Source organism: Mycobacterium sp., from assembly GCF_050700595.1.
GTDB lineage: Bacteria > Actinomycetota > Actinomycetes > Mycobacteriales > Mycobacteriaceae > Mycobacterium.
Genome location: NZ_JBOHHI010000222.1, coordinates 1 through 17509, shown reverse-complemented (window position 1 = coordinate 17509; position 17509 = coordinate 1). Strand labels below are relative to the sequence as shown.

Below are 17509 nucleotides of genomic sequence, written 5' to 3'. Positions count from 1 at the left end.
ACCGCCATGCCACCACAGACCAAATCGAAAAATTCTCGCCTCACCGACCTGGGAATCCAGTCACCCCTTGCCACAGCAACCTCCACAAATCATCGGCACGTTGCAACGACCATATGAACACGCCCCGGCCAGTGCCCCGTGACCGCGCACGCTCGCGGCAGGTTCGCAAGTCACGCGTTGGCGCCGGACGGTCTCTGGATGCACCCGCCCTTGTGTGGCACTTGCGCCGGAGTCATACTGGGATGTATAACCCAGAAGGCTAATCGCAACCGCGATGGTCCGTCGATTCAGCGCGGTCTGCGAGCAGCAGCGGTTCACACATGAATCGCTCATCGGCTCAGGAGGAATCGCTCATGCCGGCTGTTCATCATCGCTACCTCACCATCGACGGTCACCGGCTGTTCTTTCGCGAGGCCGGCGATCCGGACGCACCCGCGCTGGTTCTCTTACACGGCTTTCCGACCAGCTCGTACATGTTCCGGGGCTTGGTTCCGGCGCTGGCCGGAGGCTATCACGTGATCGCGCCGGATCATCTGGGCTTCGGTCTGTCCGACGCCCCACCCGTCGAGCAGTTCGACTACACATTCGATGCTCTGACGGCGTTGACGCAGGGCTTGCTGCGCGCGTTGCGGATCGATCGGTACGCGATGTATGTGCAGGACTACGGTGCTCCCATCGGGTGGCGGTTGGCGCTCGGTGACTCGGCCGCGATCACGGCAATCATCAGCCAGAACGGCAACGCCTATGACGTGGGCTTCGTGGAGAGCTTCTGGAAAACCGTCAGGGCCTACCAGACCGAGCAGACCGCCGAGACCGAAGGTGCGGTACGACAATTTCTCACCTTGGACGCGACCCGTTGGCAATACGTCACCGGGGTGGCCGACGAGACGCTGGTCAACCCGGAATCCTGGTATCACGATTACGCGCTGATATCCCGGCCCGGCAACGACAGGGTGCAACTCAAACTGTTGCTCGACTACGCCAGCAATTCACCGCTGTACCCCCGGGTGCATGAATACTTCCGCGCCAGCAAGGTGCCGCTGCTGGCGGTGTGGGGTCGCGGCGACGAAATCTTCGGTCCGGCCGGTGCGCAAGCCTTTAGCGAAGACTTGCCCGATGCCGAGATCCATCTGCTCGACGGCGGGCATTTCCTACTGGAGTCGGCACTGGACGAGGTGACCCGGTTGATCGGTTCCTTCCTCGCCAAAGTGCACGCCAACGCCTGACGATCCTCGCCCAGACATATGGGTTGAATATCCCATAATCGGGAGCGGCCGCGCGTTAGCCTGAGGCCATGGTTCGCGCCGATCTGCAAGACGACCAGCGCCTGACCGCCAAGGGTCGTGCGACCCGCGATCGGATCGTGAAGGCGGCCGCCGGGATTATCCTCAGCGACGGTCTCTCGGCGTTGAACATGGACGCGCTGCGCAAGGCCGCTTCCGTGAGCGGCTCACAACTTGCCCACTATTTCACCGACAAGCAGGCGCTGATCCGCGCGGTCGTCGCGCGCCAGACCCATGTGGTGCTGGACTTTCACCGCCAACCCAGGCTTCGGGCGTTGGACACGTTCGACGACTTCGAGCGCTGGATCGATCTGAACATGCGTTACCTGCGACGCATCGGCTACTCCGGCACGCCCACCTATCACGCGCTTGCCGCGCAACTCGTGAAGTCCGACACCGCAACACGCGAGACGCTGGCGGCAGGCTACCGGCAGTGGATCGAGCTGCTGGAGCAGTCGATCCAGCAGATGAAAGATCACGGCGTGTTGGTCGCAGACGCCGACCCGCGAAAGCTGGCTTTGGTTATCGTCAGCGCTCACCAGGGCGGTGCGACCTTGACCTTCACCTATCGCGACGAATGGCCGCATGCCGACGCGGTGCGGTTCGCGGTCAACTACTTGCGCATGTTCGCCACCGACCCCGCCGAACGGGTCCCCCGAGCACCACGCCGTCCCCGCACTCGGCGCAACGCCGCCCGGCCGCCGTCGGCGGCAACAAAATCCATTGCCTGATCAGCGCCAAGGGGGCCCGTGTCCGACGACGCCACATCGCGGTTTACCCGCAAGGGACGTGCGACTCGGGCGCGTATCGTTGACGAGGCCGCCCGGCTCATCTTCGAGCGTGGCGTTGCCGGGACCAGCATTGACGAGGTGCGCAGTACGGCGGGCGTCAGCGGGTCGCAGATCTCGCACTACTTCCATGACAAACGGGATCTGACCCGCCAGGTCATCGCTGCGCGCCGCAACGATATGGAGGAGTTTCACACTCAGCGGCAGCTGGGCACCCTCGACAGTCTCGAGGCACTGCAAGCCTGGGCCAACGCGAACATCGCCGACGTCGACGACCTCTACCGTCGGGGTGGATGCGTCTACGGTTCGCTGGCAGGGGAGCTGATCGAAGCCGACGACGAAACCCACGACGATCTCGCTGCAGGTTACGACCGATGGCTTGAGTTGTTGCGCGCCGGGCTCACCGCAATGCGGGACCGTGGCGATCTGCGTCCCGAAGCCGACCCCCGACACCTCGCGGTCTCGCTGGTCGCCGCGCACCAAGGCAGTGCCCTACTCACATACGCCACCGATAACCCAGAACCGCTGTGCGCAGCACTCAATGCTGCTGTCGACTACGTACGTTCGTTCGCATCACCGACGCCCCGCAGATCCCGGGCGGGGTCTTCTCGGCACAAGCCCAGGCCTTGACTGACCGCTAGACCCGTCTCGTAGTAGATGATGGCACGATGATTGCCGCTCCATCGGTCCTTGTGTTCGACGTGAACGAGACGCTCATCGACATCAATTCCATCGCGCCCCTTCTCGAACGAATCTTCGGCGATTCACGGGCAATGCGTGAATGGTTCGGCCAGCTCGTCATGTACTCGATGACCGTAACGCTGTCGGGGCACTACATCGACTTCTTCACCCTGGGCCAGGGAGTATTGCAGATGCTCGCAAACATCCACGGCGTGGACATCACCGAGGACGACGTGCACAACGTGAAACGCGCCATGCTGACCATGCCGGCGCACTCCGACGTAGAAGATGGACTAACAGCATTACGAGACAATGGCTTCCGGCTGGCTACTCTGACGAATTCACCACCCAATCCCGATGGCCCGACGCCGCTGGAACACGCCGGGCTGGCCCACTTTTTCGAACGGCAGTTCAGCGTCGATGCGTGCCGCGCATTCAAACCCGCGGCGACGGTCTACCGATATGTGTGTGAGAAGCTCGCGGTGGCGCCGGCAGACTGCATGATGGTCGCCGCCCACGCGTGGGATACGGCAGGCGCGCAGTCTGCGGGATTCACCGGCGCTCTCATCACCCGGCCCGGCAACGCGCCGCTGCGATTGCAGGGCTTTCCACAACCGACCGTTATCGCAAATGATCTACGTGAGCTCGCACACCAACTTCGCGACTCGTCACGTTGAAGCGTGGGCTCAGGCAGCCAGCACGGAATCCAGCGCTGAGTAGAACAGGCCGAGCCCATCATCGGACGGTCCGGTCAGCGCTTCGATGGCATGCTCGGGATGTGGCATCAACCCGACGACGCGGCCGTTGGCCGAACTGATTCCGGCGATATTGCGCAACGAGCCGTTGACGTCGTCGTGGTAGCGGAATACCACTCGCCCTTCGCCTTCCAGCTTGTCGAGCACCTGCTCGGGGGCCACGTAACGGCCCTCACCGGACTTCAGCGGCACCAGTAGGTCTGCGTCCGGCTCGAACCGCGACGTCCATGCCGTCGCCGTGGACTCGACCCGCAGCCAGACGTCGCGGCAGACGAAATGCAAACCCGCGTTGCGGGTGAGCGCACCGGGCAACAACCCGGCCTCGCACAGCACCTGAAAGCCATTGCAAATCCCCAAAACCGGTAGACCACGGCCAGCAGCAGAAACGACTTCGCCCATCACCGGCGCGAACCGGGCGATCGCCCCGGCCCGCAGATAGTCGCCGTAGGAGAACCCGCCGGGAACCACCACCGCATCGACACCCTTGAGGTCCTCGTCGGCGTGCCACAGGTTGATCGCCTCGGCGCCGACGAATCGCGCGGCCCGGGCGGCGTCGACGTCATCGAGTGTCCCGGGAAAGGTGATGATGCCGATGCGGGCTGTCACTGCGCTTCCCGGCTTATCGTCCAGTCCTCGATCACCGTGTTGGCCAACAGTGACTCGGCTATCTCGGTAAGTGCGTTGTCGTCGATGCTGTCGTCCACTTGCAGCTCAAAGCGCTTGCCCTGCCGGACATCCGAGATGCCGGTGTGTCCCAGCCGTCCCAACGCGCCGACGATCGCCTGACCCTGCGGGTCGAGAATCTCGGCCTTGGGCATCACGTGCACGACCACCCGAGCCACCGGCGTTCCTCCTCACATCGATCGGCGCCAACTCTACCGGTCAACCGCCGGATCGCCTCACGGGCACGAACCGATGTAGGCGGTGCACAGCGGCGCGGTCATCGCGTCCAGAACCTGGTCGTCCAAGATCACCGGCCAGGACACCTGTGGCGGCGCCGACGACCAGAGCGTCAGCTCGCTGACGGTGCTGCTCTGCGGGTGCGCCACCAAGTAGGTGTGCATGATCACCGGCCCGCTGATGACCGCGGCCAGCCGGTTGAGTCCATCGACGGTGACCGACGGCGACTGCGCCGGGGCTCCCAGCTGACAACCACGCAGGGCAGCCGTGGCAGCGTTGAACACCGACGTCGCGTTCTGGCCGCCACGCGCGGTGTCGCCGCGCCAGTGCAGGACTTGGGCCTGCAACTGCCACTGCCCTTCCGGATTGCTCACAACCGCACGGGCGCCGACCGCGGAATCGCGGGTGTCCTGGGCGGACGGGGGAGTGGCGCACAGCTCCTCGAACCGGAACCGTGGCGCCCTCCCGGTTATCGGCACCGCCGCCGCGGCCAGGGACGGCCAACGATATGTCGAGTTGAGCGGTATTGCCTGCGAACCGATCCATGCTGTATCGGGGATCTGGTCGCAGACCGGGGGGCAGGCCTCCGGCTCTGCGTGCGCCACCACCCCCGGCACCGGGCCGGCAAGCACTCCACCCGCGAGCAGCATCGTCGCCAGAATCACCCGCACAACAAGTACCCCCTAGCGGGCACAATCGTAAACATGGAACTCACGCATTTCGGCCATTCCTGTCTACTTGCCGACTTCGGCCACACCAGTGTGCTGTTCGACCCGGGCAACTTCTCGCACGGCTTCGAGGGAATCACCGGGCTGTCCGCGATCGTAATCACCCATCAGCACCCCGATCACGTGGACCACACCCGATTGCCTGCACTCTGTGCGGACAACCCGGATGCCACGCTCTACGCCGACCAGCAAACCGCTGCGCAGTTAGGTGAGCCGTGCCAGGTGGTACATGTCGGCGACCAGTTGTCCGTCGGCGAACTCACCATCCGGGCGCTGGGCGGTCAGCATGCCGTCATCCACCCGGATATCCCGGTCATCGACAACCTCTCTTATCTGGTCGGCGACGCCGACCATCCGGCGCGCTTCATGCATCCAGGTGACGCGCTGTTTGTTCCCGACGAGCCGGTGGACGTCTTGGCGACTCCGGCGGCGGCGCCGTGGATGAAGATCTCCGAGGCGGTGGATTATCTGCGCGCGGTGGCGCCGGCCCGCGCGGTGCCCATCCATCAGGGCATCATCGCGCCCAACGCCCGCGGCATCTACCACGGCCGGCTCAGCGAAATGACCGACACGGACTTTCAGGTGCTGCCCGAGGAAAGCTCGGTCACCTTCTAAGGCCGAGCAGTCGCAGAATCGCACGATTTCGGGACGAAACGTGCGATTCTGCGTCTGCTCGCCGGGGCTAGGCGATGTCGCCGGCCGCGCCGCGACCGGCCGCCCGACCTGAGAAGATACATCCGCCCAGGAAGGTGCCCTCCAGCGCGCGGTAGCCGTGCACACCGCCGCCACCGAACCCAGCCACCTCGCCGGCCGCATACAACCCGTCCAACGGGGTGCCGTCCGCCGTGAGCACGCGTGAGTCGAGGTCGGTCTCCAACCCGCCCAACGTCTTTCGGGTCAAGATGTGCAATTTGACCGCGATCATCGGTCCGGCCTTCGGATCAGTCAAGCGGTGCGGCGCCACCACCCGACCCAACCGGTCGCCCAGATAGCTGCGCGCGTTGCGGATTGCGGTGATCTGGCTGTCCTTGCTGAACCGGTTGGCCACCTCGCGGTCACGCGCGGTGACCTCCTCGGCGACCGTCGCATAGTCCAGCGGCAACACATCGGGCAATTTGTTCATAGCAGACACCAAGTCGCGCAACGAGTTCGCGGTGACGAAGTCCACGCCCCGATCGACGAAGGCCTGCACGGGGCCGGGCGGGCCCGAACGGGCCCGCGATGACAACAGTTCACGCACGCTGCGCCCGGTCAGGTCCGGGTTCTGTTCCTGACCGGACAGCGCGAATTCCCTCGCGATGATCTTGGCGTTCAACACGAACCAGGTGTAGTCGTAGCCGGATTGGGCGATGTACTCCAGCGTGCCCAGGGTGTCGAAGCCCGGATACAGCGGCGCAGGCAGCCGCTTACCCTTGGCGTCCAGCCACAGCGACGAGGGCCCCGGAATGATCCGGATGCCATGTAGCGGCCAGATCGGGTCGTAGTCGGTGATGCCCTCGGTGTAATGCCACATCCGGTCGCGGTTGATGACTCGGCCACCGGCCTTTTCGACGATCCCGATCATCCGGCCGTCGACGTGGGCCGGTACTCCGCTGAGCAGTTGTTCGGGAACCCGGCCCATCCGCTTCGGCCAGTTCGCCCGCACCAGGTCGTGGTTACCGCCGATGCCGCCGCTGGTGACTATCACCGCGGGAGCTCGGAACTCGAACTGGGAAAGGACTTTCCGCGACGACGGCATCCCGCGCGGTTCGGCCGACGGCTCCAGGACACTGCCGCGCACTCCGGTCACCGCGTCATTCTCGACGATCAGTTCGTCGACCCGGTGGCGGTGGGCGAAACGGACCGTCGAGCGGTCGCGCAGCCGGCGGGCGAAAATCTCAACCAGGGCCGGCCCGGTCCCCCAGGTGATGTGGAAACGCGGCACCGAGTTGCCGTGGCCGCGGGCGTCGTAACCGCCGCGCTCGGCCCAACCGACCAGCGGGAAGATCTGCAGACCACGGGTCCGCAGCCAGCTGCGTTTCTCGCCCGCCGCGAAATCGACATAGGCGTGCGCCCATTGCTTCGGCCAGTAGTCCTCGGGCCGATCAAATGCTGCCGTGCCGAGCCAATCCTGCAGCGCGAGCTCGTGACTATCGCGGACACCGAGGCGGCGCTGCTCGGGGCTGTCGACGAAGAACAGCCCCCCGAACGACCAGAACGCCTGCCCGCCAAGGTTGGCGCTGTTCTCCTGGTCGAGAATCAGCACCCGCATGCCGCGGTCCACTACCTCGCAGGCGGCCACCAGGCCGGCCAGGCCCGCCCCGACAACGATGACGTCAGCGTCGCTCATGCCGCTAAACATTAGCGGTTAGGCTGCGTCGAGAACCTCCCGATTGGCCTGCCACTGATACACCGCCGGTTCGCAGCCGTGCATCGCCGCCAGATCCACAGCATCCAGCATCGCCTGCAGCGGACCGGACTTGCGCAATTGTCGGGCCGTCACCGCGACTCGCACGATGCCGTCGCCACGAGCGATACGTTGGGCCGACAACACCAGCATCCGGCACCACCACGGCTCGGTCAGGAAGCCTTCGCCGATGCCGAGCACACGGGCGCGTACGGTGGTTCGCCGGACCAGATCGGTGATTCCGTGCAGATCGGCGAGTAGGCGAAAGCCGTTGCGCGGCAGCACGCTAATCGCCCCAGGCGATACCGCCCACCCCGGCGCCGCGAACAGGCGGGTGCGCAGCCCGAGGTATTCGAGCACCCGGTCGGCAGCCATCAACCGAAGGTTCGCTTCGTGGGCCGGCAGCGTGGCGAATTCGCCGCGGCGCTTCTTGGTGGCCGCCTCGTCGTAGCCGTGCAGCACGATCGCGTCGCCACCGGCGCGGCGGGTAGCGAGCCACTCGACGGTTCGTGGATCACGGTCGAGCCGGTAGCCGCCCTTGAGCCGCGGGGCCACCAGCAACGACACCGGCACCGCGCGGGCGTCCATCTCCGCGCAGAACGCCTCGACGTCAGCCAACGTGCGCTCGCCGATCCCGGAGACCGAGACGATCAGCTTTCCAGACACGTCACCAGTCTGCCCAGCGCAGGTTTCTAAACGGTGAAATCCATGCAGCCGGTCGGCATCAATGCGGTCAAGACGATTGCCGCAAATTAGCTTGGTCACCTAGCTAGTCGTTACGCTGGTGCCCGTGGTGCCGCCCGCCGCCGACTATTCGGACAAGCTCGATGGACGCCTACTCCGGATAGCCGGCGTGTGCGTCCTGGCGGTCGTGATGGCGATCATGGACGGCACGGTTGTCGGCGTCGCGCAGCGCACCTTCATCGCCGAATTCGAGTCCACCCAGGCCATCGTCGCCTGGACGATGAGCGGCTACACGCTCGCGTTGGCCACGGTGATCCCGCTGGCCGGCTGGGTTGCCGACCGGTTCGGCACCAAGCGGCCGTTCATGGCGTCGGTGCTGGCGTTCACACTGGGTTCGCTGCTGTGCGCGATGGCCCCAAACATCAGCCTGCTGATCGCATTTCGGATGGTACAGGGCCTCGGCGGCGGCATGCTGATGCCGCTGGCCATTACCATCTTGACCCGCGAGGCAGGTCCGCAGCGGATCGGCCGCCTGATGGCAGTGCTGGGCATCCCGATGCTGCTCGGCCCGATCGGTGGACCGATCCTGGGCGGCTGGTTGATCGACACCTACAGCTGGGAGTGGATCTTCGGTATCAACGTGCCGATCGGCGTGACCGCGTTCATCCTGGCCGCAATCGTCTTCCCGCAAGACCGTCCGACACCGTCGGAAACGTTCGACGTCATCGGCATGCTGCTGCTGTCGCCCGGCCTGGCGGCTCTCCTGTACGGGGTGTCGTCCATCCCGGGCCGCGGCACGGTTGCCGACCCCCACGTGTTGATGCCGGCAGCCATCGGCCTGGTGCTGATCAGCGGGTTCGTGTTGCACGCGCTGTACCGAGCTGATCACCCGCTGATCGACCTGCGGCTGTTCAAGAATCGGGAGGTCACCGCCGCCAACGCGACGATGTTGCTTACCGGGGCAGCACTTTTTGGTGCAGGGCTGCTCATCCCGAGCTGCTTCCAGCAGCTGCTGCACCAGACATCGCTGCAATCCGGGGTGCACATGATCCCGGAGCGGTTCGGTGCGATGCTCACCATGCCGATTGCCGGCGTATTGCTGGACAGGCGTGGTCCGCACAAGATCGTGCTGTTCGGCATCACGCTGATCGGCGCGGGAATGGCAATCTTCGCCCATGGCGTTTCGACGCAGGCAAACTACCTGCCGGTCCTGCTCATGGGGCTGGCGACGATGGGCATGGGGTTGGGTTGTACGACGATGCCGCTGATGGCCGCCGCGGTGCAATCCCTGGCTCCGCATCAGATAGCGCGCGGTTCGGCGCTTGCCAACGTCAACCTCCAAGTCGCCGGGTCGATCAGCGCCGCATTGATGTCGGTAATCCTGACCAGCCAGTTCAATCACAGCAAAGACATTTCCGCTGCAGAGAAATTCGCGATTCTGCAACAGGAGGCAGCGCGACGCGGTGTGGTGCCCAACCCGTCGGCGATACCCCGTCGGGCCCTGGCACCCGACTTCATGACCAACGTGCTGCACGACTTGTCGCACGCCTACACCACGGTGTTCGTGGTGGCTGCGGTGCTGGCGGTGTTGGCGTATATCCCCGCGGTGTTTCTGCCCAAGAAGCCGGTTGCTTCGGTTTCGGACCAAGCACCAACCCTGATGCATTAGTGACCTAAAACAATCTGAGCAAAGTACCTCGGGGGGTCTACTTAACGTCAGTACGCTGGCCGGGTGGCGGAGGGTGCCGTCAAACCGCGACTCCCGGACGAGTGGGATCATCCGGACAAGCTCGACGCCGGCCTGCTGCGGATCACGGGGGTCTGCGTACTGGCCCGCATAATGGTGATCCTCGACATCACGATCGTTAGCGTGGCTCAGCGCACTTTCATCACCCAATTCGGTTCCACGCAGGCGGTTGTCGCCTGGACCATAACCGGCTATACCCTCGCGCTCGCCACGGTGATCCCAATGGCCGGCTGGGCAGCCGACCGGGTCGGCACTAAACGGCTGTTCCTCGGCTCGGTTCTGGCCTTCGCATGCGGCTCGCTGTTATGCGCAATGGCGCCGAATATCACCGCGCTCATCGCATTCCGGGTACTGGAGGGCCTCGGCGGCGGCATGTTGCTGCCACTGAAGTACACGATTTTGACCCGGGAGGCCGGACCCAGGCGGCTCGGCCGCCTGATGGCGGCGCTGGCCATCCCAACGCTGCTCGGCCCGGTCTGCGGTCCCGTCCTTGGCGGTTGGCTGATCGGCATGCTCGACTGGCAATGGATCTTCCTCATCAACGTGCCGACCGGCTTGATCGTGTTCGTCATCGCCGGCATCGTGCTCCCCAAGGACCAGCCGACAACCGTGGGCAGCTTCGATCTCGTCGGCATGCTGCTGTTGTCGCCCGGACTGGCCGCGTTCTTGTACGGGTTGTCGTCGGTTCCCGGTCGCGGCACCGTCGCCGATTTCCACGTGTGGATGCCGGCGACCGTCGGTCTGGGGTTGATCACCGGGTTCGTCTTCCACGCTCTGTACCGCGCGGATCATCCGCTGATCGACCTGCGGCTGTTCAAGATCCCCGTGGTCGCCCTGGCCGCTGCGGGGATGTTTTTCTATGACGCGGCGGTGCACGGTGCCGTGCTGCTGTTGCCCAGCTATCTCCAGCAGGTGCTGCACCAGACGCCGCTGCAATCAGGAGTGCACCTGATCCCGAAGGGACTCGGGGCCATGCTGACCGTACTGATCGCCGGAGCGATCACGGACAAACGTGGTCCTCGCAGGATCGTGTCGGCAGGTGTCGTTCTGATCGCGATGGGTATGAGCATCTTCACCTACGGTGTGTCGCAGCAGGCGCCGTACCGGCCGATATTGCTGGCGGGCCTGGCGATCATCGGCATGGGCATGGGCTGCATCATGGTGCCGCTGTCGACGGCGGCGATGCGGGTCCTGCGACCGGACCAGGTGGCCCGCGGTTCGACGCTGATCTCCGTCAACATGCAGGCCGCCGCATCGGTGGGTACTGCGCTGATGGCCGTGATTCTGACCAGCCAGTTCAACCGCAGCGAAAACGTCTCCGCCGCAAACAAACTGGCAATTCTGCGAGCGGACGACGCCAGGCGCGGTGTTCCGCTTGACTCGTCGGCGTTACCACGTCATGTTCTTGCGCCCGACTTCACGGGCAACGTGCTGCACGACCTTTCCCACGCCTACGCCGCGGTATTCGCGGTGGCGGTCGTGCTGGTCGCGTTGGCGTTCATCCCGGTGGCGTTTTTGCCGGAGAATCCGGTTGCCCCGGTCTTGCAGCAACCGCCATTGCCGGCTCGCGTATCAGCCCCCGAACAGCCTCTTCGCGATCCGTTCGGCCGTGCGCATCGGATCGGTCGCCTTCATCCGAGGGTTGACCGCGTCATTGAGCCACAACATCGAAAACCCGTGCGCCAGTGACCATGCCGCCAACTCCGCGGCGGCGGGGAAGGAGCTGGTCATGGCGCCCTTGATCACGCTGCTGCTGGGCAGCCTCGTCGCGCGGATCGTCGGGTGGCTCGGTGTCGCCTATGTCGACAGCTGGCCCAAGGCGGTCGCCGTCGGCTTGGCGGCAATGTTCGTGCTGACCGGCGTGGCGCATTTTGCACCCCCGCTGCGTGGCGCCCTGATCGCGATCGTGCCGCCGGCCCTGCCCGCGCCGGGTGCGCTGGTCAGCGTCACCGGCGTGCTGGAATTGCTGGGCGCCGCGGGCCTGCTGCTTCCCGCCACTCGAGTCGTCGCGGCGGTGTGTCTGCTGCTGCTGATGTTGGCGATGTTTCCGGCCAATGTCTACGCCGCCCGGATGCCAAATCCACCCAAGTCGATGACGACGCGGCTGCCCTTGCGTACCGCTGAGGAGATCGTCTACCTGGCCGCTGCGGTAGTGGTCGCGATCGGCGTCAGCTCCTGACGTGACGGGCGAAGTCGGCGAGGTGGGCGATGGCCTTGGATGCCTCGGGGAGGAACGCGAAAAGCGGAAAGACGTGAACGCTGTCTTGGTAAGTCTGAAGGTCGACGCGGACTGCTGCCGCACGTGCGGCATTCCCGAGTCGTTCCGCGTCACTGAGGAGTGCCTCGTTTTCGGCTACCTGGATCAGCAGAGGTGGGAAGTCACGCAGACCCCCGAAAAGCGGCGAGGCGAGCGGGTCGGCGGGAGGGCGGCCCTGCAGGTAGAGGCTCGCCACGTTGGTCAAGAATTCGCGGCTGCAGATGGGCTCGGTGTCGGCACGGGCGTCGATCGTGGCGCCGTGCAGCGTCAGATCTACCACGGGGCAGATGACGGCGACGCCGGCGGGTATCCGAAGCCCTCTTTCTTTGGCGAGGAGCACGGTCGCCAGGGCGAGGCCGCCGCCGGTCGATTCACCCGTGAGGATGATCTGCCCGGGGCGCACACCGTCATGCTCGAGCAGCCATTGGTACGCATGCAAACTGTCTTCGACGGCGGCCGGACAGGGGTGTTCGGGGGCCAGGCGGTAGTCGACGACGTCGACGATGCCGCCGGTGGCCCGGGCCAGACGGTAGGCCAGATCGGTCGAGTCTTCCGCCGTGCCGCAGACGTACCCGCCGCCGTGTAGATGAAGAATCCTCGTCGTCCGGGTCGTCGACGCGCGAGCGCATACCCGGACCAGTGGGATGCCGTCGGCATCTACCCGTTCGACGTGCGCGTCGACGGGTGGCGGAAAGTGCTGGCGAAGGAATTTATGGTAGGCCCCACGCAGACCACGGTGACCGCGCGCCGCTTCGTCGGAGGTGGCGAGTTCGTGCCACATTTTCCAGGCGCGCTGAGCTTCGGGACGCTCAAGGGTGCGCCAGGCTTCGCCGTAGCCGCGGTCGGCGAGCCGGTACGGATCATGTTCGTGGATCCAGCCGAAGAGCGCCCGCGACTGCGGGTCGATGTCCATCATGCTGTGCAGTTGCCGGTTGCGTAACCCGATCTCGGCCGGGTCTGACAGGTGCCACACGCGTTCTTGGTCCATCGAGGACCGCTGTACGGCCGAAGCGCGGGGAAACCGCTTGTCCTGGTAGTCCTTTAGGGTAGCGGGAACGTCGGCGGGATCGCTGCGGGCCAACAGCCGCGAGAGCACGGCCGCATCCTCGATGGCTTGGCAAGCGCCTTGGGCGAGGAACGGGTGCATGGGGTGGGCGGCGTCGCCGAGGATGGTGACGCGCCCGGCGCTCCATTGTGGCAGCGGGCGTCGAAAGTAGTAGCCGGTCACGAAGGGGTCTTGTATCTGTTCGATGACGCCGGCTACGCGTTCGGTGCAGCCCTCGAAGGAATCGCGGATCGCTTGCACGTCGCCTCTGACGGTCCAGGACTCGGCTTCGGCTTCCTCGGATGGCACGATGCCCACGAAGTTCAGCAGCCGCATGTGTCTCACCCAGTACAACACCACGCTGTGGTGCGGGCCCCACCACACGTGGCATTTGGGCTCGAGGTGGAGGTGATCGAGTTTGTCGTGGGGCACCAGCGCGCGCCAGGCGATGATCTTGGAGAACTCCGGCTCGTGGCGCCCCAGCATGCGGTCCCGGACGATGGAGTGGATGCCGTCGGCACCGATGAGGACCTCGCCTTGCGCGGTGCGTCCCGATTCAAAGAAGACAGTGACCCGATCAGCGCCCTCGTCGAAGCCCACGCAGCGCTCCCCCAGGTGCACGATGCCGTCGGGAAGCCGGCTGGCAAGGATGTCCAACAGGTCGGGGCGTTGGGCTTGGATAAACAGCGCACCGAGCCGGCTCAACTCGCTGCCGCCCAACGAGGTTTGGTGGAGCAGCTCATCTGTGCGGAGATCTCGAAACTCCACCGCTTCTGCGGCGACCCCGACCTCACGCAGCGCCTCGCCGACCCCGAGGTGCTCGAGGACCCGCACGGCGTTGGCGGAGATCTGCAGCCCCGCCCCGATCTCACCGAACTCCGCGGCCTGCTCGTAGAGTTCGACGTCGACACCGTCGCGCAGCAATGCCAGGGCTGTGGCGGTGCCCCCGATACCGCCGCCGATGACAATCGCTTTCACGGCCCTAAACTTCGCGATCGCGCGCTTCGGGTTCGAGGGCGTCAGCTTGCGTGCGGCTTACCTGCAAGTCATCCACCTCGCCGCTGCCGTAGTGGTCGCTGTCGGCGGCAGCTAGCAGCCACGCGTATTGGAAGGCGGTCTCCTTCCATTGCTCGTAACGGCCACTGATGCCGCCATGGCCGGCTGTCATCTCGGTTTTCAGCAGCACCGGCTTGCCGTCCGTTTTGGCGTGTCTAAGCGCTGCAACCCATTTGGCCGGTTCGACGTAGTACACCCGGGTGTCGTTCAGCGACGTCATCGCCAGAATCGCGGGATACTTTTTTGCCGCGACATTCTCGTACGGCGAATACGATTTCATGTAGAAGTAGACATCGCGGTCACGCAACGGATCGCCCCATTCGTCCCACTCGGTGACCGTCAGCGGCAGCGACGGATCCAGGATCGTGGTCAACGGGTCAACGAACGGCACCCGCGCCAGTATGCCCGCGAACAGTTCCGGAGCCAGGTTGGCCACCGCACCGACAAGCAGCCCGCCCGCACTGCCGCCCACAGCCACCAACTTATCCGGCTGAGTCAGGCCGGAATCCACCAAATACTGTGCAGCCGAGATGAAGTCGATGAAGCTGTTCTTCTTCTCCAGCAGCTTACCGTGCTCGTACCACAACCGGCCCATCTCACCACCGCCGCGAACGTGCGCGATCGCGAACACCATGCCGCGGTCCAGCAGCGACAGCCGTGCAATAGAGAATCGCGGGTCTTCGCACATCTCGTACGCGCCGTAGCCGTAAAGCAGTGTCGGCGCGGGGAACTCGATCCCCGCGCGGTGCACGATAGACACCGGGATCCGGGTGCCGTCGGCGCCGTACGCCCATTGGCGCCGTTCCACGTAGTCCTCGCGCCGGTAGCCGCCGAGCACTGGCTGCTCTCGCAGCAGGGTACGTTCGCCGGTGGCCAGGTCGACGTCGTAGATCTGTATCGGGGTAACGAATGATCCCGTGCCGATCCGCAGTTTAGGTGAGGCCCACGCGGGGTTGGCGCCCAGACCTACCGACATCAGCTCCGAGTCGAATGCGATCTCTTCGGGCTGTCCGTACTGGCCATCGTCACCGATGGGCCATAGCTGGATCCGCGGCAGCGCCTCGCGTCGATAGCTGACCACCAGATGACGCCCGAAGGCGTCCGCCGCGTCGAGCCGAACATCGTCACGATGGCCGATCAGCGTGTGCTGCGCCGCCGGATCGCTGACCGGCGCCTCGACCAACGTGAAGTTCACCGCACCGTCGTTGTGCAGAATCAGGAAACGATCCTGCCCGCCGACGACGGCATGCTCCACCGAGTATTCGACACCCTCGCGACGCGGCCACACCGTGGTGAACTCGGCGTGCGGGTCGGCGGCGTCGGCGTAGCGCAACTCGGAGGTGATGGCAGAGCCGGCGGCGATCAGCACGTATGCGTCGCTGCGGGTGCGTCCCACCGCGAGCCAAAACCGCTCGTCGGTTTCGTGATAGACCTTCTCCGCGGGCAAACCCGAGCCCAACCGGTGTCGCCAGACGGTATCGGGTCGCCAGGCTTCATCCAGGGTCACGTAGTAAACGGTGTGGTTGTCGGTCGCCCAGGTCGCTCCCGCACCAATACCGACGATCACGTCGGAATATTGATCTCCGGTGCGTAAGTCTCTGAACCGCAGGGTATACCGCTCGTCGCCGACCACGTCGATGGAATAGGCGAGGACATTGCCGTCGGGGCTGACGCTGGCTGCGCCCAGCGAGAAGAAATCATGGCCCTCGGCTTCCACATTCTCGTCGAGCAACACCTGTTGCCCGGGAATCTCGGTGTGCTCGTCGAAGACCGGCGGCTGCCAGTCATCGGGATCGCCGACTGGGCACCGGCATTGGACGCCGTATTGCTTGCCTTCAAAGCTGCGCGCGTAGTACCACCATTCACCGCGGCGGATTGGCACCGACAGGTCGGTCTCCTTGGTTCGCGCCTTGATCTCGTCGAAAATCTGTTGCCGCAACGGCTCCAGGTGCGCGATGGCCTGGTCAATGTAGTGGTTTTCCGCCTCCAGGTAGCCGATCACCTCGGGGTCAGACTTGTCGCGCAGCCACTCGTACGGATCGATGAACACGTCACCGTGGAACTCCCGTCGGCTGTCCACCCGCTTGGCGACCGGCGGCTTGGGTGCGTCGCCGGCGCGACTCATGTGCGCCGCTCCTCCTCATCGCTGCGCTCTGCATCGTCGCCGGCGCGGTTCATGCACCGGGTCCGATCCAGTCGTCGAAACGCAGCCCGGAAATCCGTTCGTAGGCATCGATGTAGCGGGCGCGAGTGGCGTCGATGATGTCGTCGGGCAGCGGTGGCGGAGGCTGCGAGCCGGAACGGTCCCAGCCCGACTCCGGGCCGGTGAGCCAGTTGCGAACGAACTGCTTGTCGAAACTGGTCTGCACCACCCCGGGCCGGTACTCGTCAGCCGGCCAGTACCGCGACGAGTCGGGGGTAAAGACCTCGTCGGCAAGCACCAGGTTGCCGTGGCTGTCGGTGCCAAACTCGAATTTGGTATCGGCGATGATGATTCCCTTCGTCAGGGCATGGTCTGCGGCCTGGACATAAGTTTGCAGCGTACGGTCGCGCAATTGGTTGGCCCGCACCGCACCCACCATCTCGATCACCCTGGCAAATGGGATGTTCTCATCGTGTTGTCCCAGTTCGGCTTTGGTTGCCGGAGTGAACAACGGCGTAGGGAATTTGCTGGCCTCGACCAGGCCCGGGGGCAACGGGATTCCGCAGAGTTTGCCGTTCTGCTGGTAGTCCAGCAGTCCTGAACCGGTCAGGTAGCCGCGGGCGACACACTCCACCGGCATCATCTCCAGCTCCCGCACCACCAGCGCGCGGCCGAGCACCTCGTCCGGAATGCGCGGGTCGTCCGGCGGGCCGGCCAGGTGGTTGGGGGCCTCGACGAAGTCGAAGAAGAACACGCTCATCGCGGTCAGAATGCGGCCCTTGTCGCCGATCGTGCTGTCGAGGACATAGTCGAACGCCGAAATCCGGTCGGTCGCGACGAACAACAGGTGCTGGTCGTCGATGCGGTACAGCTCGCGAACCTTGCCACTGGCCAGGTGTCGGTAGTCGGACAGCGCGGGACGCATCGCGTCAGCCTAGACGGTATGGGGGGCTGGGGCCTCGCTCACATGTGAACGTGGGTTGCGGTTAGGAATTCGGTCCTGGCCGTAGAGCCACAGATGTGGGAGGCCCCAGTGAAGGTTCAGCGTACGAGTGT

The 17509-nt window shown here is 64.9% G+C and carries 16 protein-coding genes; 8 read left to right on the top strand and 8 right to left on the bottom strand.

Annotated elements, in window-relative coordinates; all coding sequences use genetic code 11:
* Nucleotides 1-353: 353 nt before the first annotated feature.
* The 4 genes from ACRDTL_RS20270 (at nt 354) to ACRDTL_RS20255 (ending at nt 3429) form a co-directional block, all read left to right on the top strand.
* Complete coding sequence (locus ACRDTL_RS20270) at nt 354-1226, top strand: alpha/beta fold hydrolase (RefSeq protein WP_431508486.1); 873 nt, start codon at nt 354-356, stop codon at nt 1224-1226.
* Between the two features lie 68 nt (nt 1227-1294).
* A complete protein-coding gene (locus tag ACRDTL_RS20265) occupies nt 1295-2014 on the top strand; it encodes a TetR/AcrR family transcriptional regulator (protein ID WP_431508485.1) in 720 nt (239 codons plus the stop codon).
* Nucleotides 2015-2032: 18 nt separating this feature from the next.
* Complete coding sequence (locus tag ACRDTL_RS20260) at nt 2033-2701, top strand: TetR/AcrR family transcriptional regulator (RefSeq protein WP_431508484.1); 669 nt, start codon at nt 2033-2035, stop codon at nt 2699-2701.
* A gap of 41 nt (nt 2702-2742) precedes the next feature.
* On the top strand, nt 2743-3429 hold the full coding sequence (locus ACRDTL_RS20255; protein WP_431508487.1) for a haloacid dehalogenase type II: 687 nt from the start codon (nt 2743-2745) through the stop codon (nt 3427-3429).
* 9 nt (nt 3430-3438) lie between these two features.
* On the opposite strand, the gene purQ is transcribed toward ACRDTL_RS20255, so the two are convergent.
* The 3 genes from purQ to ACRDTL_RS20240 are packed head-to-tail and all read right to left on the bottom strand — an operon-like array spanning nt 3439 to nt 5078.
* Nucleotides 3439-4113: a phosphoribosylformylglycinamidine synthase subunit PurQ gene (gene purQ, locus ACRDTL_RS20250; protein WP_431508483.1), complete on the bottom strand. Its 675-nt coding sequence runs from the start codon at nt 4111-4113 to the stop codon at nt 3439-3441.
* Complete coding sequence (gene purS, locus ACRDTL_RS20245; protein WP_431508482.1) at nt 4110-4349, bottom strand: phosphoribosylformylglycinamidine synthase subunit PurS; 240 nt, start codon at nt 4347-4349, stop codon at nt 4110-4112. Before purS ends, purQ begins: the two co-directional genes overlap by 4 nt.
* Before the next feature lie 57 nt (nt 4350-4406).
* On the bottom strand, nt 4407-5078 hold the full coding sequence (locus tag ACRDTL_RS20240) for an ATPase (RefSeq protein WP_431508481.1): 672 nt from the start codon (nt 5076-5078) through the stop codon (nt 4407-4409).
* A 33-nt stretch (nt 5079-5111) separates the two neighbouring features.
* Between ACRDTL_RS20240 and ACRDTL_RS20235 the strand changes: the two genes are divergently transcribed.
* Nucleotides 5112-5750, top strand: a complete 639-nt coding sequence (locus ACRDTL_RS20235) for an MBL fold metallo-hydrolase (RefSeq protein ID WP_431508480.1) — start codon at nt 5112-5114, stop codon at nt 5748-5750.
* A gap of 67 nt (nt 5751-5817) precedes the next feature.
* Here ACRDTL_RS20235 and ACRDTL_RS20230 read toward each other — a convergent pair whose 3' ends face one another.
* Both ACRDTL_RS20230 and ACRDTL_RS20225 read right to left on the bottom strand, forming a co-directional pair.
* Nucleotides 5818-7476 (bottom strand): FAD-binding dehydrogenase, encoded by a 1659-nt coding sequence (locus tag ACRDTL_RS20230; RefSeq protein WP_431508479.1) that lies wholly within the window; start codon nt 7474-7476, stop codon nt 5818-5820.
* Between the two features lie 6 nt (nt 7477-7482).
* The gene (locus tag ACRDTL_RS20225; protein WP_431508478.1) at nt 7483-8187 is read right to left on the bottom strand and encodes a DUF2334 domain-containing protein; all 705 of its coding nucleotides are present in this window, start codon (nt 8185-8187) and stop codon (nt 7483-7485) included.
* A 118-nt stretch (nt 8188-8305) separates the two neighbouring features.
* On the opposite strand from ACRDTL_RS20225, the gene ACRDTL_RS20220 reads away from it, so the two are divergent.
* The 3 genes from ACRDTL_RS20220 to ACRDTL_RS20210 all read left to right on the top strand — a co-directional run bounded on the left by ACRDTL_RS20220 (nt 8306) and on the right by ACRDTL_RS20210 (nt 12131).
* Nucleotides 8306-9874 (top strand): DHA2 family efflux MFS transporter permease subunit, encoded by a 1569-nt coding sequence (locus ACRDTL_RS20220; RefSeq protein ID WP_431508477.1) that lies wholly within the window; start codon nt 8306-8308, stop codon nt 9872-9874.
* A 63-nt stretch (nt 9875-9937) separates the two neighbouring features.
* Entirely contained in the window at nt 9938-11641 is a 1704-nt protein-coding gene (locus ACRDTL_RS20215) for a DHA2 family efflux MFS transporter permease subunit (protein ID WP_431508476.1), read from the top strand.
* Between the two features lie 40 nt (nt 11642-11681).
* A complete protein-coding gene (locus tag ACRDTL_RS20210) occupies nt 11682-12131 on the top strand; it encodes a DoxX family protein (RefSeq protein WP_431508475.1) in 450 nt (149 codons plus the stop codon).
* Here ACRDTL_RS20210 and ACRDTL_RS20205 read toward each other — a convergent pair.
* The 3 genes from ACRDTL_RS20205 to ACRDTL_RS20195 are packed head-to-tail and all read right to left on the bottom strand — an operon-like array spanning nt 12121 to nt 17378.
* Nucleotides 12121-14232 carry an alpha/beta hydrolase fold domain-containing protein gene (locus tag ACRDTL_RS20205; RefSeq protein ID WP_431508474.1) on the bottom strand — a complete coding sequence of 704 codons (2112 nt, stop codon included), beginning with the start codon at nt 14230-14232 and terminating at the stop codon, nt 12121-12123. The two genes, ACRDTL_RS20210 and ACRDTL_RS20205, sit on opposite strands and share 11 nt — an antisense overlap.
* A 4-nt stretch (nt 14233-14236) precedes the next feature.
* A complete protein-coding gene (locus ACRDTL_RS20200; RefSeq protein ID WP_431508473.1) occupies nt 14237-16435 on the bottom strand; it encodes a S9 family peptidase in 2199 nt (732 codons plus the stop codon).
* A 49-nt stretch (nt 16436-16484) separates the two neighbouring features.
* Nucleotides 16485-17378 (bottom strand): phosphoribosylaminoimidazolesuccinocarboxamide synthase, encoded by an 894-nt coding sequence (locus ACRDTL_RS20195; RefSeq protein ID WP_431508472.1) that lies wholly within the window; start codon nt 17376-17378, stop codon nt 16485-16487.
* Nucleotides 17379-17509: the final 131 nt, after the last annotated feature.

What these genes read in the sequence shown, in the direction of transcription:
- ACRDTL_RS20235 (WP_431508480.1), top strand. Translation starts at nt 5,112, where the DNA reads ATGGAACTCACGCATTTCGGCCATTCCTGTCTACTTGCCGACTTCGGC.
- ACRDTL_RS20200 (WP_431508473.1), bottom strand. Translation starts at nt 16,435, where the DNA reads ATGAGTCGCGCCGGCGACGCACCCAAGCCGCCGGTCGCCAAGCGGGTG.
- ACRDTL_RS20230 (WP_431508479.1), bottom strand. Translation starts at nt 7,476, where the DNA reads ATGTTTAGCGGCATGAGCGACGCTGACGTCATCGTTGTCGGGGCGGGC.
- ACRDTL_RS20270 (WP_431508486.1), top strand. Translation starts at nt 354, where the DNA reads ATGCCGGCTGTTCATCATCGCTACCTCACCATCGACGGTCACCGGCTG.
- ACRDTL_RS20210 (WP_431508475.1), top strand. Translation starts at nt 11,682, where the DNA reads ATGGCGCCCTTGATCACGCTGCTGCTGGGCAGCCTCGTCGCGCGGATC.
- ACRDTL_RS20195 (WP_431508472.1), bottom strand. Translation starts at nt 17,378, where the DNA reads ATGCGTCCCGCGCTGTCCGACTACCGACACCTGGCCAGTGGCAAGGTT.
- ACRDTL_RS20265 (WP_431508485.1), top strand. Translation starts at nt 1,295, where the DNA reads ATGGTTCGCGCCGATCTGCAAGACGACCAGCGCCTGACCGCCAAGGGT.